The following is a 14428-nucleotide window of genomic DNA, read 5'->3' as shown; positions in this document are numbered from 1 at the left end:
CACATAATTCATTAATGGATTAATAAAAAAACATAAATTTGAAAATAGGCATTTATATTTACTTGTATGCTAAAAGAGTTTAATAATTATATTTATTATTTCTAACAAAGTAATAGCATATCGAAAGACAATATCAAATGTTCAATTGCATACAAATGAGTTTAAAATTTATACAGTAAAGTGCTTCTTTGCTTAATATAGCACTATTATCGCATAAGTCACTATCTGAACAACAGAATTTTGTCTATTTTCGTAAAAAACAAGAAATTCCAGTTGAGGAACATTTTATTTAACATCATGATTATCCTTATTTTTATTACATTTTGAATGTTTAAGCATGTAAATAAGGCATATTTATCGTTGTTATTTATAAATAACAGTATTGTTTGATTTTGACAAAAAATCATATATAAGAAAAAAAGAAAAGAGATTTATTGATTAAAGAGATATTTTTTAAAATAACAGACTGAGATAAGTCTTCATTTAAAACGATATATCAAGAGATAAAGAAAAGGCCGCGAAAGCGGCCTTTTCTATTTTCACACTAATTAATGTGAATTACTTGGATGTTCTAAATCTTCGTTTTTCTTCGCGAATCGTCTACGGATCACAACGAAGAAAATAGGAACGAAGTAGATAGCAAGTGAAGTCGCGGCGATCATTCCCCCGAATACACCAGTACCTACTGAGTTCTGTGCACCTGAACCCGCACCATTACTTAATACTAGAGGAATAACCCCTAACATAAAGGCCAGTGATGTCATTAGAATTGGACGTAGACGCATTCTAACGGAGTCTAACGTTGCTTCGATGAGTCCTTTTCCTTCTTTTTCCATCAAGTCTTTGGCGAATTCAACAATCAATATTGCGTTCTTCGCCGATAGCCCAATGGTTGTTAAGAGCCCAACCTTAAAGTAAACGTCATTCTCAAGGCCTCGGAATGTGGTGAACAACAGCGCACCGATAACCCCCAAAGGAACCACAAGCATGACTGAGAATGGTACTGACCAGCTTTCATAAAGAGCAGCAAGGCAGAGGAATACCACTATCAAGGAAATGGTATACAGCGCAGGCGCTTGGTTACCAGATAAACGCTCCTGATATGACATTCCTGTCCATTCATAACCGATACCACTTGGTAATTTACTGGCGAGGTCTTCCATCATTAGCATTGCATCACCACTACTTTGACCCGGTGTTGCACTACCTTGAATTTGGACTGCAGGTAAACCGTTATAACGCTCTAAACGTGGAGAGCCGTATAACCAAGGATCTTTACTGGTATCAATAAACGATGAGAATGGAACCATCTGACCAATATTGTTACGAACATAAAGATTACCAATATCTTGTGGCAACATACGGAATTGTGAGCCTGCTTGAACGTAAACTTTCTTAACACGACCGCGGTCGATAAAGTCGTTAACGTAGCTACCACCAAACATCGTACCTAATGTTGAATAGATATCGCTAATAGCAACACCTTGAGCTTGTGCTTTTTCCAAGTCAATATACAGGCGATACTGAGAAGTATCTTCCTGACCATTAGGACGCACACCCATTAACATTTGAGGTTGTTGCGCAGCCAGACCCAGTAACTGATTTCGTGCTTCCATGAGTTTTTCGTGACCGAGGTTAGCTTTATCAACTAACTCGAATTCGAAACCACCCGCAGAACCTAATTCAACAATTGCTGGAATGTTAAAGGAATAAACAAAGGCTTCTTTAACTTGCGACAATGCCTTATTGGCACGGCCTACAATGGCTGGAACTTTGTCTTCATCCGTTTTCCGTTCATCCCAATCATTCAATACAACGAAGACCAGACCCATATTTTGACCTTGACCACCGAAGCCAAAGCCACTTACGGTAAAGACAGATTTAACGAGTTCTTTTTCTTCAGTATTGAAGTAGTCATTAACTCTTTCTAATACGCCTTGAGTCTGTTCTTGTGTTGAACCTGCAGGCAACTGAACCATGGTCAGTAATACCCCTTGGTCTTCTTCAGGCAAGAACGATGCAGGTAGGCGAATAAACATCAGCGCCATGCCCGCGACTAATAGAACGTAAATGAGCAAGTAACGGCCTGTACCGCGAAGCGTACGGGATACACTGTCAGTATAGTGGTGGCTACTCTTTTCAAAGGTACGGTTAAACCAACCAAAGAAACCTGTTTGCACACCATGACTGCCTTTTGGCACGGGTTTTAACATTGTTGCACAAAGTGCAGGTGTTAAAATCAATGCAACGAAAACAGACAGAACCATTGCTGATACGATGGTGATAGAGAACTGACGATAAATCGCACCTGTTGAACCACCAAAGAATGCCATTGGAATAAATACCGCAGAAAGTACAAGGGCGATACCGACCAACGCACTTTGGATTTGTCCCATGGATTTACGTGTTGCTTCTTTCGGCGATAAGCCTTCTTCTTGCATAACACGTTCGACGTTTTCTACCACAACGATGGCGTCATCCACCAGAAGCCCGATGGCAAGTACCATCGCGAACATCGTCAAGGTATTTATCGAATAACCAAACGCCGAAAGTATGGCGAAGGTACCTAACAATACAACGGGTACTGCAATCGTTGGGATAAGCGTAGCACGGAAGTTCTGTAAAAACAGATACATAACTACGAATACCAGCATGATCGCTTCAACAAGCGTTTTTACTACTTCGTTGATAGAGATTTTAACGAAAGGCGTTGTGTCATAAGGATAGACAATCTCTAATCCAGCAGGGAAAAACGGCTCCATCTCAGCCAATGCAGCACGTACAGCCGTTGCGGTATCTAATGCGTTAGCGCCGGTTGCTAATTTAATACCGATACCTGAAGCCGGTAGGCCATTAAAGCGAGCAACGGTACTATAGCTTTCAGCACCCATTTCAACAACGCCAAGATCTTTTAACTTAACCTGCGAACCGTCAGTGTTGACTTTCATCAGGATATCAGAGAACTGAGCTGCGTTATTGAGTCGGGTTTGGGCAATAATTGATACGTTTAAACGCTGACCAGGAACAGGAGGTGTACCCCCTAATTGACCTGCTGCCACTTGGTTATTTTGCGCTCTAATTGCACCAATAACATCAAGTGTTGTCATGTTGTATTTCACCAGTTTATCGGGATCTAGCCAGATACGCATTGCGTATTGGGTACCAAATAACTGGGTTTCACCCACACCGGTTACACGGCTTAACGGGTCTTTAATTGTTGCACCCACATAGTCTGCGATATCATCTTGTGACATTGAACCGTCATTTGAGATGAAACCCGCGACCATCAAGAATGAACTTGAGGATTTATCAACACTAATCCCTTGTTGTTGCACTTCCTGAGGTAATAACGGCATGGCAAGTTGCAGTTTATTCTGCACTTGTACTTGCGCGATATCAGGGTCAGTACCTGCTTCAAAGGTCAGAGTGATATTCATCATACCGGCTGAGTCACTAGTCGCAGACATATACACCATGTTATCGATACCATTCATATTCTGTTCGATAACCTGGGTAACTGTGTTCTGCACAGTGGTGGCGTCAGCACCAGGATAAACCGCCGAGATAGAAATCGCGGGCGGTGCAATCGTTGGATACTGGGCAACAGGCAGTTTGATGAGCGCCAGAAGACCTGCAAGCATGGTAATTATTGCAATTACCCACGCAAATATCGGTCTATCTATAAAAAACTTAGGCATGGATCACCGACTCCTTATTGAGGATTCTTAGCTGGCTCAGTTTGTTCAGGTGATGATTTCTCATCTAAATTCTCTTCTTGAGCGGTTACCGTCATTTTTGGTTTTGCTTTTTGCAATCCAGAAACAATAACGCGGTCACCCGCCTGAACACCACTATTTACTAGCCACTTATTACCAACAGCTTGTGACACATTAATGGTACGAACTTCAACAACATTGTCTTTATTAACAACCATTGTTGTCGCTTCACCACGTGCTGTACGAATAACGGCTTGTTGTGGAATTAAAACTGCATTTTGACGAACACCATTTTCTAATTTAGTACGAACAAACATACCCGGTAATAACTCCCCTTTCGGGTTAGGTACGATAGCACGCATGGTAATTGAGCCTGTGGTTTCATCAACAGTCACATCAGAAAACTCTAAATGACCTTTCTGTGCGTAAGCTTGCCCATTAGTCAATGTTAAATGAACAATAGGTTTACCTTGTTCTTGACGAATAATACCGCTTTCAATTTCATTTTTTAGTTTCAGGTAATCTTCACTCGATTGTGTCACATCGACATAAATCGGATCAATTTGCTGCACACTCGTCAGCGCAACTTGTTGACCAGGAGCAACAAGTGCGCCTTCAGTCACTGTTGACTTACCTGAACGACCTGAAATAGGTGCCGTTACTTTTGTATATTCAAGATTGATTTTTGCAGTCGTTACCGCGGCTTCCGCTGCTTTAACAGCAGCAATAGCTTGCGCGTATTGCGATGTTGCAGTATCAAAATCTTGCTTACTGACATAGTTTGTCCCTAGCAGAGGTTTGTAACGCTCCACGGTGAGACGCGCTATTTCAGCATTTGCTTTCGCTTTTGCTAATTCAGCTTGTGCACTATTTAAAGTTGCCTCAAAAATAGCTGGGTCGATTTGGTACAAAGATGTACCCGCTTCAACATAACTACCTTCTGTGTAATTGCGGTTTAAAATAATGCCGCCAACTTGAGGACGAACTTCAGCAATACGGAAGGCTGATGTACGACCTGGTAAATCGGTGGTGATTGTCAGAGCTTGTGCTCCTAAAGTCACAACACCTACAGCCGGTGCAGGAGGTGGACCTCCAGCAGACTGTTTAGCTTTGTCGTCACATCCAGCAAGAACCAAGCTGCCTGATAGCACTAACAGAGCCAGAGGCAAAACCCCTCTGTTTTTTCGCATAAGAAAACCTCTATTCAAACGTCGTTTCCCGGGATAAAAATAATTAAGTTGATGATTGGTTGCGATGTATAGTACAAACATACATGAATGTATGTAAATTAACTTCAGTCAAAATCGAGGATTAATGGCACGAAAAACTAAACGGCAGGCACAAGAGACAAGACAGCAGATTATTGATGCTGCACTTAGGCTGTTTACTGTGCAAGGCGTTTCTGCCACATCACTTTCAGATATTGCCACAGCAGCGGGTGTTACCCGAGGCGCAATATATTGGCACTTTAAAAATAAAGTGGATTTATTTACTGAAGCGTGCGAACTCACCGACTTAAAAATAGAATCTTTAGAAATAGAGTATCAAACAAAATACCCAGATGATCCACTATTTGTATTAAGAGAATTGCTTATTTACATATTGACATCGATTGTCGAAGATCCTAAACATAATGCACTTTTAGAAATATATTTCCATAAATGCGAATTTGTCGGCGAAATGACACCAATTGTTGAAATTCGTAGAGAATTGTGTGCAGCTGATCACTCTAGAATAGAACACTCTTTATCTCGTTGTGTTGAAAAAAAACAACTTCCTGCTGACCTTAATTTAAGAAGAGCCGCCATTATGTTGCGCGCAATGATGACAGGACTTGCTGAAAATTGGTTATTTTCACCAGAAAGTTTTTCTATCAAAGATGAAAGTCAATATTTGGTTGATAGCTTTATTGATATGATAAAGCACAGTGCAAATATGAGAATATCTGCACCTTCTTAATTTTATTATTAAACATAAGGAAGACGTTCATGAGTAAGGTATTAGTTATTGCTAATGGTGCGGCTTATGGTAATGAGTCATTATTTAACGCGCTACGTTTATCTATTACATTAAAAGAACAGCATCCAGAAACTCAATTAAATCTCTTTTTAATGTCAGATGCTGTTACTGGTGCTTTAGCGCGTCAACAGCCTAAAGAAGGTTATAACTTACAACAAATGTTAGAGATTTTGACGGCGCAAAATGTTCCCGTTAAATTATGCAAAACATGTACAGATACTCGAGGTATCAGTGAGTTACCCCTTGTCGATGGCGCTGAATTAGGCACGTTGGTTGATTTAGCTCAGTGGACGCTTGATGCAGATAAAATTTTGACTTTCTGATCAATTTCGCGTTTTCTCAGGCGAAAAACAAACCCAGCAACTTGTTCTGTTTACACTGCCAATTTAAAGCAATTGGATTATACTAATAAACAGTTTTTCAATATTAATTGAACAAGTTGCTTAATCATGCGGATACAAACTTTTTTTTCTCAATTCAATAATCGAATGACGACACCCATTGCTGTCACTATTATTACGCTTATTCTTTGGAGTTTTTCGGTTACGTCTGTTTTAGCTGCGGTGCCAAGTAATTTACCCACCCAAGAAAGTATTCAAAATCAACTTAATTTATTAAACAAACGTAGCGAGTTAACTGCAGAAGATAAATTAACAATTGCAGACTTAGAACAATCTCTTTTATTACTTGATAATATTCAACAGTTAGAAAAAAAATCAGCAAGTTACAATAAAACGGTAGAGCAACTTCCCGAAAAACTGCGCAGTACGCAATATCAACTTAATCAATTAAAACAAAAAGTCGCTAATAAAGAAGCGAATGATTATCAAAAGTCATTGGAAGCATTACCGTTAGCAACATTAGAATCACAATTAGAGATCGTCTTACAATCATTACAAAAATCGCAAGATGATTTAGCGAATTACAGTAATGAGCTTATTGTGTTACAAACACAACCTGAAAGGGCGCAATCTGTCTTATTTAATAATTCAGAAAGACTGCAACAAATAAGAACGTTATTGAATAAAAGCAGTGCGGATAAAGCACAAATGCGGCCTTCAGCCGTACAATTATTGCAATTAGAGCAATATTACCTTCAACAGCAAAATAATTTTCAAAAACGAACGTTACAATCTAATGTGCAACTACAAAGCTTATTACAACTTCAACGTGATTATAGTTCTGCGTATATCGACCTTTCACAAGAACATGCACAACTACTTCAAGAAGCCATCAGTGATAAACGCCTAGACAGTTCAGAAGAAACCGCCAAAGAAGCACAAAGTACAGGGCTTGATAATCAAGTCATTAATAATGATCCGTTCTATTTAGCGCAAACAGAAATCAATAAGCATCTTAGTGATAAATTAATTGTCACAACACAGAATAATAATGAGTTAAATCGTCATAGTTTAATGGTGAAAAATCGCTTAGATAGAGCGATTCAATCTGAACGAAATTTAAAAGAACAAATTGATGTATTAAAAGGGAGTTTATTACTTTCACGTATCTTATTTGAAGAGCAAGTCGATTTACCTGACGGCATTTTTATCAATAATTTACCCGATAAAATCGCTGACTTACGATTAGAACAATTTGAAATAAATAAGCAACGTGATCAAATAATACAACCTACTGTTTATATTGATCAGTTAATGCATGAATATGAATTGGCACACCCTGAAGTAACAGATGCCAATGCACAAAAAGAGCTACGTAGTGTATTAGATACACTTGTTGATGCTCGTCGAGAACTACTTGATAAACTTAATAACCAATTAGGCAATCAAATATCAGGCTCAATTAACCTGCAAATGGATCAACAACAATTACGCAGTGTAGTGAGTTCATTAGAAAATACCTTGGCTCAACAAATTTTTTGGGTGAGCAGTAATAAACCCATTAACCTCAATTGGTTTTCTGCATTTCCGACACAAGCCGTTGCGGAATTCCAAGGTTTTAAGCTTAATTGGTCAAATGAAAATCTGTTGATCGGGGCTAAGAAATCACTTCCTGTACTTATTGCACTTATTTTGTTCAGTTTGTTGATTATTTGGCAACGTAAAAAACTCGACACTGATTTTGAAAAACTCAATGCTGATATTAATAAGCTTAATAAAGATTCACAGCTACATACACCGTTGGCATTGGGGATCGTTTTCCTAAAAACATTACCGCTGTCTTGTTTTGTCTTAGCAATTGGATATTGGCTAATTAATAGCTTCAATGTACAACAAGAGTTTATTTGGTCTTTTGCTTGGCAATTTGCCATATTTTGGTTGATGTTTGAATGGTCTTATCGTTTGATGTCTGACAATGGTGTGGCTGTAAGGCATTTTAAAATCCCCGTAGAGCGTGTTCAACAAAATCGAAAGCGATTATTACGTTTATCACTTCCGATGTTCCCTATTATTCTACTTTCTGCATATGGAATTAATAATCCATTGCTACTGGTGGGCGATGTTATTGGCCAGTTGGTTGCGATTATTTCACTGTTTGGCATTAGCCTCTGTGCATTACCATTTTGTCGTGAAATATGGAAAGAAAAGGGGAATCATGTTGTTAGAACGGTTGTGATCACCTTATTAACCTTCTCTCCTTTAATTTTAATGGGGTTAGTCATTTTTGGTTATTACTATACTGCGCTACGTTTAGCGAATCGCTGGATTGACAGCTTATATCTGCTTATGTTGTGGTTTATTGCTTACCATGCCAGTTTACGGGGGTTAACTGTTGCGGCGCGAAGATTGGCTTATCGTCGCGCACTAGAGCGCCGACAAGCTATGCTCAAAGAGAAAAAAGAGAGTGAAGATAATAGCCTTGAGCCTATTCAAGAACCGCCAATGGATATGGAACAAATCAATCAGCAATCATTAAGACTAACGACGATGATTTTATTTATCATCTTTGCATCTAGCTTTTATGGTATTTGGTCTGATTTTATTACTGTATTTACCTATTTAGATGGCATTTCACTCTGGAGTTATAATTTACCGACTGAGTTAGGAAATGTTGTTAAAGCGGTTACCGTGGCAGATTTATTATTATCAGTATCCATTATGGGGATCTCTTGGTTTATGACGCGAAATTTACCCGGGTTATTAGAGGTATTAATCTTATCGCGTATCAAACTACAACAAGGTGCCTCTTACGCTATTACAACTATTTTAACCTACGTTATTATTGCAATAGGAACCATCGTTTCACTGGGAATATTAGGTGTAGCATGGGAAAAACTACAATGGCTAGCAGCCGCTTTAACGGTGGGGTTAGGGTTTGGTTTACAAGAGATATTCGCCAACTTTGTGTCTGGTTTGATCATCTTGTTTGAAAGACCAGTTAGGATTGGGGATACCGTCACTATTGGAACATATTCAGGTACAGTTAGCCGAATTCGAATTAGAGCAACAACCGTGACAGATTTTGATCGCAAAGAAGTCATTATTCCTAATAAAGCGTTTGTCACAGAACGGCTTATTAACTGGACATTATCTGATACGGTGACACGTATTATTATTCAGGTCGGCGTTGCTTATGGATCAGATCTTGATAAGGTCAAATCAATCTTGATGAAAGCAGCAAAAGAGAATGCCAGAGTGATGACTGAACCTGAGCCAGTCGTGTTATTTACTGAATTCGGCGCCAGTACGTTAAACCATGATTTACGTTTTTATGTCAGAACATTAGGCGATAGAAGTATTGCAATTGATGAAGTGAATCGTGCCATTGATAAGCTTTGTAATGAAAACGATATCAATATTGCGTTTAACCAGCTGGATGTGTATTTGCATAATAAACAAGGTGATGAAGTGCAAGAGATAAAGCGCCCTCTTGATGGTTCAACACCAGACGCGAATACCCCGTTTGCTTAAGCGCAGGATGAATGAAGGGATTGTGACGCTAATTTTTTTTCATAATCTTGGCGCACAATCTCAAGTGCTTCGAGTGCTGTTTTAGGATCAATATGATGGCTTTCAAGTAAGTAAATAAGATCAACGGCTAATTGAACGGATTCAGGTGCTTCTTTTAAACTCATTATTGGTTCCTTTAAAATTTGTCTTCTTGTTTTTCAATACTCTTTTCAATAGAAAATAAGGCATTTTTACAGCGTGCTAAACGATTTTCAAGCGCAGCAATCTCTTTTTGTAATGCTTGTTGTTGTGTAAAACTTTGTGTTTGTGTTAATGAAAGTTCTCTATCTTGGATCATGGCGTGTAATCTGCGTTCATAATCCTGATGTTGGGCAAGTTTTTGGTATAAATCGACACTTTTTTTTCGTTGAGTAAGCTGGTTCTCTTGCTTTCTTAGAGTTTGTGTCGATAATTCACGAGTTAATGCTTCAATTTGTTGTAGGATTTGTGTGGCCAGAAATTTAACTTGCTGGCTACGTTGTGCCTCAACACAAGCGGTTAACTGGGTAAAATTATCGCGGATCTGTTGCATATAGCCACCAAGGGAGTCACTTCTGCGGTGGAACAGTGCTGTGTCGAAGCAAGGTGCTGCAATTTTTTTGTTTGCAATAGGCGCAAGTGTTTCGGCAAGATTGTCTATCTGTTTTTTAAACAAGCTTAAAGGATTGGGTTTATTCATCGGATCCTTGTCCCTGTGTTGATAAAAATAGGAATTGACTTAAAGCAACAAAAAAGAGCTGTCAACTGGCTTTCTGTTGCATTTTAACGGCATATTGCATAGATTCTATCGTTTCGTTTTTTATTATGGCACTGATTATGACTGCTAACGCGCAACAACTGCAATTTATTAAAGACAGTATTGAAACCATTCCAGATTATCCAAAAGAAGGGATATTGTTCCGTGATATCACAACATTATTGGATAATCCTGCTGCATATCAGGCAACCATTGATCTCTTGGTAGAACACTATCAAGGTCAGGGTATCACTAAAGTTGTCGGTACCGAAGCTCGTGGCTTCTTGTTTGGTGCACCTGTCGCTTTGCGCCTAGGTGTTGGTTTTGTTCCTGTTCGTAAAAAAGGTAAATTGCCTCGCGAAACGCTCAGTGAAACTTATGATTTGGAATACGGCACAGATACTTTAGAGATCCACAAAGACAGCATTACGGATAAAGATAAAGTATTAATGGTTGATGATTTACTGGCAACAGGTGGCACAATCGAAGCAACTGCACGTCTTATCCGCCGTTTAGGGGGGACAGTGACAGAGGCTGCATTTATTATTTGCTTACCTGATTTAGGCGGTATCGAACGCTTAGAAAAACAAGGTGTTCACAGCTTTACACTGGTTGATTTTCCAGGACATTAATATCTTCACTGTTTAAAATGTGGCGGTACATGCCATTATTATAAACGTGAGTAAGAGTGCGGGCGCTTTTGTATTATTTATGGTGTGATATATAAATATCCATGGCCCGCACAATTGATCTTCTTCCCTTAACACTTCAAATGTTTGATGGTTTTTTCATCAATATCTCATTTGTTTCTGACAAATCTCGCTCAATGGGGCGTCCCTGTGTTAGCATAGAGATAAATCTCGTTCAAATTTAGCGGAATCAATGAGCTATCAGGTACTTGCCCGTAAGTGGCGCCCACAAACTTTTAACGATGTTGTCGGTCAACGTCATGTGTTGACGGCTTTAGCTAATGGTCTTGATCATCAGCGACTTCATCATGCCTATCTTTTCTCTGGTACTCGCGGTGTCGGAAAAACCACTATTGCCCGGTTATTTGCCAAAGGGCTCAATTGTGAAACGGGCATTACGAGTAAACCTTGTGGTCAGTGTGCAAATTGCCTTGAAATAGAACAGGGGCGTTTTGTCGATTTAATCGAAATCGATGCGGCATCGCGTACCAAGGTAGAAGATACCCGTGAACTCCTTGATAACGTACAGTATGCCCCCGCGCGTGGACGTTTTAAGGTCTATTTGATTGATGAAGTTCACATGCTTTCTCGCCACAGTTTTAATGCGCTCTTAAAAACATTAGAAGAACCCCCTGAGCACGTTAAATTTCTGTTGGCAACAACCGATCCACAAAAATTACCAGTGACGATTTTATCACGTTGCTTGCAATTTCATCTTCGTGCGTTAGATATCGACCAAATTGCCACTCAACTCGAAAAAGTACTTTCAGCAGAGCATATTGAAAGCGATGTAAGGGCGCGTCAACTTATTGCCCGTGCTGCTGATGGCAGTATGCGAGATGCCTTAAGCCTAACAGACCAAGCTATTGCCAGTGGTGAAGGTATTGTGAGTGCTGATGTCGTGAGCCAAATGCTTGGCACGATTGATGATGCTCAACCCTTAGCTCTGATTGAAGCACTGGTCAAAGCCGACGGTCAACAGGTTATGTCACTGGTTAATGAAGTGGCTTCAAGGGGAACGGATTGGGAAAACTTCTTGGTTGAAACGCTTTCATTACTGCATCAAATCGCTATGTTGCAGCTATTACCAAGTGAAGAAAATCCCCAAGAGCAATTTACCCAAGAGCGTTTGCGTTTATTGGCTAAATCGGTATCTCCACAAGACTTACAGCTTTATTATCAAACTTTATTAGTTGGACGAAAAGAACTTTCTTATGCGCCAGACAGACGCATGGGTGTCGAAATGACACTATTAAGAGCACTGGCTTTTCATCCTAAAACAGTGGTTGATGAAATACCTTCGGCCCCATTAGCAAAAACCTTGCCTTCGGCGTCTTTACCCACAAATAGAATGCCTGAATACCCAGCGCCTCAGGATCATTCACCACAGCAAGCGCGTCAACCTTCGTCGCCAGCAGAAAATAATGCCTCTTTAGGTAACAGCCCAGCGGCGCAACTTTTAAGAGCAAGGCAGGCAATAAAGGGGACAGAACAACAAACCCCGCCAAAAAAGCCTGAACCGGCGACGCCTAATCAGGCTAAGCCGGCTGCTAGTGCATTAGAGCGGCTAGCAGCCGTGAGCGAAAGACGTCAGCAAGTTGCTAAGCGTCAGTCTAATGTACCTGAAAAAAAGAAAAAAGAAGCCTATCAATGGCGACCTCAAAATCCCGAATTAATGTCAACGCAAGAGACGGTTTCTTCACCTAAAGAGATTAAAGAAGTTCTTGAATATGAAAAAACACCGGAATTAGCCGCGAAAATTGCGAAAGAATCACAAGAAAGGGATGTGTGGGCTGCTGAAATTGACAAAATGTCATTGCCTAAATTAGTGCAACAACTGGCATTAAATGCGTATAAAGAGACGGTAAGTGAAGAAAACGTAATTTTGCATTTACGAACTAGACAGAAACATTTAAATTCAGCAAATGCATTACGCACACTCACAAATGCATTAAGTGAATTGCATGAAAAAGCAATTTCACTCACAATTATAGAAGATGATAATCCAGCGGTAAAAACCCCGTTGGAGTGGCGACAAGCCATTTATGATGAAAAATTGGCGTTATCGCGTCAATCGATTATTACGGATAAAACAATTCAAACATTACAGCAATATTTTGATGCTGAATTGGATGAAGAGAGTATCCGACCTGTTTAATCGCAACATGTTGTATGACTTCATACTGTGTGGCTTTTACAAAGAGAGACAATTATGTTCGGAAAAGGTGGTTTGGGCAATCTGATGAAGCAAGCCCAACAAATGCAAGACAAAATGCAGCAAATGCAGGAAGAGATCGCGAGCTTAGAAGTGACGGGTGAATCCGGCGCTGGTTTAGTGAAGATCACTATCAATGGTGCTCATAATTGCCGTCGTGTTGAAATCGATCCTAGTCTGCTAGAAGATGACAAAGAGATGTTAGAAGATCTGATTGCAGCCGCCTTTAATGATGCTGCGCGTCGTATTGATGAAACGCAAAAAGAGAAAATGGCTTCTGTCTCTAACGGTATGCAATTACCACCAGGCTTTAAGATGCCATTCTAATGCAAACCAGCCCACTTCTTGAATCATTAATGGAAGCGTTGCGTTGTTTACCCGGTGTCGGGCCTAAATCGGCGCAACGAATGGCTTTCCAACTGCTTCAACGCGATAGAAGCGGAGGCATGCGACTTGCACAAGCACTAACACGTGCAATGTCTGAAATTGGTCATTGCTGTGATTGCCGTACCTTTACTGAAGAAGAACGTTGCACTATTTGTGGCAATGCTCGTCGTCAGCAAAATGGGCAGATTTGTGTTGTGGAAAGTCCTGCGGATATTCATGCTATCGAGCAGACAGGGCAGTTTGCAGGTCGATACTTTGTTTTAATGGGGCATTTATCCCCTTTAGACGGTATTGGTCCTATGGATATTGGTTTAGATCGACTTGAAGAGCGTTTAAGCCAAGAAACAATTTCAGAAGTTATCTTGGCAACAAACCCGACTGTTGAAGGTGAAGCAACCGCTAATTACATTGCTGAAATCTGTGCTCAGTATGATATTACTGCTAGCCGGATAGCTCACGGTGTTCCTGTGGGCGGCGAGCTTGAAATGGTTGATGGCACAACGCTTTCGCACTCTATTGCGGGACGCCAAAAAATCCATTATTAACATCATAAATAATTTATTTTAAAAGCACCTTTTACTTGATGTAATAAGGTGTTTTTTTCATTTAATATCATGTAAATCATCGCAATTTTAATTTAAAAGTTGAGATTTTATCTTTAGTACAGGATTTTTATAAAAAATCTTATTATCCTCAATTTATCGCTTTTTTCTTTCTGATGAATTTAGCGTCTTTATGTTACATTAATCATTATC

The 14428-nt window shown here is 39.7% G+C and carries 11 protein-coding genes; 7 read left to right on the top strand and 4 right to left on the bottom strand.

Annotated features, from left to right (window positions below; translation table 11 throughout):
- Positions 1–548: 548 nt before the first annotated feature.
- Both INT04_RS04250 and INT04_RS04245 read right to left on the bottom strand, forming a co-directional pair.
- Complete coding sequence (locus INT04_RS04250) at positions 549–3698, bottom strand: efflux RND transporter permease subunit (RefSeq protein WP_193014901.1); 3150 nt, start codon at positions 3696–3698, stop codon at positions 549–551.
- A 14-nt stretch (positions 3699–3712) separates the two neighbouring features.
- Positions 3713–4906 (bottom strand): efflux RND transporter periplasmic adaptor subunit, encoded by a 1194-nt coding sequence (locus tag INT04_RS04245; RefSeq protein ID WP_193014900.1) that lies wholly within the window; start codon positions 4904–4906, stop codon positions 3713–3715.
- Between the two features lie 124 nt (positions 4907–5030).
- Here INT04_RS04245 and acrR point away from each other — a divergent pair, with 124 nt between their 5' ends.
- The 3 genes from acrR (at position 5031) to mscK (ending at position 9607) form a co-directional block, all read left to right on the top strand.
- On the top strand, positions 5031–5675 hold the full coding sequence (gene acrR / locus INT04_RS04240) for a multidrug efflux transporter transcriptional repressor AcrR (protein WP_193014899.1): 645 nt from the start codon (positions 5031–5033) through the stop codon (positions 5673–5675).
- 29 nt (positions 5676–5704) lie between these two features.
- Positions 5705–6058 (top strand): DsrE/DsrF/TusD sulfur relay family protein, encoded by a 354-nt coding sequence (locus tag INT04_RS04235; RefSeq protein WP_193014898.1) that lies wholly within the window; start codon positions 5705–5707, stop codon positions 6056–6058.
- A 126-nt stretch (positions 6059–6184) separates the two neighbouring features.
- Positions 6185–9607 carry a mechanosensitive channel MscK gene (gene mscK, locus INT04_RS04230; RefSeq protein WP_193014897.1) on the top strand — a complete coding sequence of 1141 codons (3423 nt, stop codon included), beginning with the start codon at positions 6185–6187 and terminating at the stop codon, positions 9605–9607.
- Here the strand turns inward: mscK and rsmS are convergent.
- Both rsmS and priC read right to left on the bottom strand, forming a co-directional pair.
- On the bottom strand, positions 9604–9771 hold the full coding sequence (rsmS, locus tag INT04_RS04225; protein WP_193014896.1) for a pleiotropic regulatory protein RsmS: 168 nt from the start codon (positions 9769–9771) through the stop codon (positions 9604–9606). The genes mscK and rsmS overlap by 4 nt on opposite strands.
- Positions 9772–9782: 11 nt before the next feature.
- Positions 9783–10325 carry a primosomal replication protein PriC gene (priC, locus tag INT04_RS04220; RefSeq protein WP_193014895.1) on the bottom strand — a complete coding sequence of 181 codons (543 nt, stop codon included), beginning with the start codon at positions 10323–10325 and terminating at the stop codon, positions 9783–9785.
- A 137-nt stretch (positions 10326–10462) separates the two neighbouring features.
- On the opposite strand from priC, the gene apt reads away from it, so the two are divergent.
- The 4 genes from apt (at position 10463) to recR (ending at position 14218) form a co-directional block, all read left to right on the top strand.
- Positions 10463–11014 (top strand): adenine phosphoribosyltransferase, encoded by a 552-nt coding sequence (gene apt / locus INT04_RS04215; RefSeq protein WP_036932856.1) that lies wholly within the window; start codon positions 10463–10465, stop codon positions 11012–11014.
- A gap of 250 nt (positions 11015–11264) precedes the next feature.
- Positions 11265–13229, top strand: a complete 1965-nt coding sequence (dnaX, locus tag INT04_RS04210) for a DNA polymerase III subunit gamma/tau (protein WP_193014894.1) — start codon at positions 11265–11267, stop codon at positions 13227–13229.
- Positions 13230–13283: 54 nt separating this feature from the next.
- A complete protein-coding gene (locus INT04_RS04205) occupies positions 13284–13613 on the top strand; it encodes a YbaB/EbfC family nucleoid-associated protein (protein ID WP_064719073.1) in 330 nt (109 codons plus the stop codon).
- Positions 13613–14218 carry a recombination mediator RecR gene (recR, locus tag INT04_RS04200; RefSeq protein WP_193014893.1) on the top strand — a complete coding sequence of 202 codons (606 nt, stop codon included), beginning with the start codon at positions 13613–13615 and terminating at the stop codon, positions 14216–14218. Before INT04_RS04205 ends, recR begins: the two co-directional genes overlap by 1 nt.
- Positions 14219–14428 lie beyond the last annotated feature (210 nt).

Source organism: Proteus sp. FME41 (genome assembly GCF_014897315.1).
Lineage (GTDB): Bacteria > Pseudomonadota > Gammaproteobacteria > Enterobacterales > Enterobacteriaceae > Proteus.
Note: the sequence above shows the minus strand (reverse complement) of the source record. Positions and strands in the feature narration are given on the sequence as shown.

What these genes read in the sequence shown, in the direction of transcription:
- apt (WP_036932856.1), top strand. Translation starts at nt 10,463, where the DNA reads ATGACTGCTAACGCGCAACAACTGCAATTTATTAAAGACAGTATTGAA.
- INT04_RS04245 (WP_193014900.1), bottom strand. Translation starts at nt 4,906, where the DNA reads ATGCGAAAAAACAGAGGGGTTTTGCCTCTGGCTCTGTTAGTGCTATCA.
- INT04_RS04205 (WP_064719073.1), top strand. Translation starts at nt 13,284, where the DNA reads ATGTTCGGAAAAGGTGGTTTGGGCAATCTGATGAAGCAAGCCCAACAA.
- recR (WP_193014893.1), top strand. Translation starts at nt 13,613, where the DNA reads ATGCAAACCAGCCCACTTCTTGAATCATTAATGGAAGCGTTGCGTTGT.
- acrR (WP_193014899.1), top strand. Translation starts at nt 5,031, where the DNA reads ATGGCACGAAAAACTAAACGGCAGGCACAAGAGACAAGACAGCAGATT.
- INT04_RS04250 (WP_193014901.1), bottom strand. Translation starts at nt 3,698, where the DNA reads ATGCCTAAGTTTTTTATAGATAGACCGATATTTGCGTGGGTAATTGCA.
- rsmS (WP_193014896.1), bottom strand. Translation starts at nt 9,771, where the DNA reads ATGAGTTTAAAAGAAGCACCTGAATCCGTTCAATTAGCCGTTGATCTT.
- mscK (WP_193014897.1), top strand. Translation starts at nt 6,185, where the DNA reads ATGCGGATACAAACTTTTTTTTCTCAATTCAATAATCGAATGACGACA.
- INT04_RS04235 (WP_193014898.1), top strand. Translation starts at nt 5,705, where the DNA reads ATGAGTAAGGTATTAGTTATTGCTAATGGTGCGGCTTATGGTAATGAG.
- dnaX (WP_193014894.1), top strand. Translation starts at nt 11,265, where the DNA reads ATGAGCTATCAGGTACTTGCCCGTAAGTGGCGCCCACAAACTTTTAAC.
- priC (WP_193014895.1), bottom strand. Translation starts at nt 10,325, where the DNA reads ATGAATAAACCCAATCCTTTAAGCTTGTTTAAAAAACAGATAGACAAT.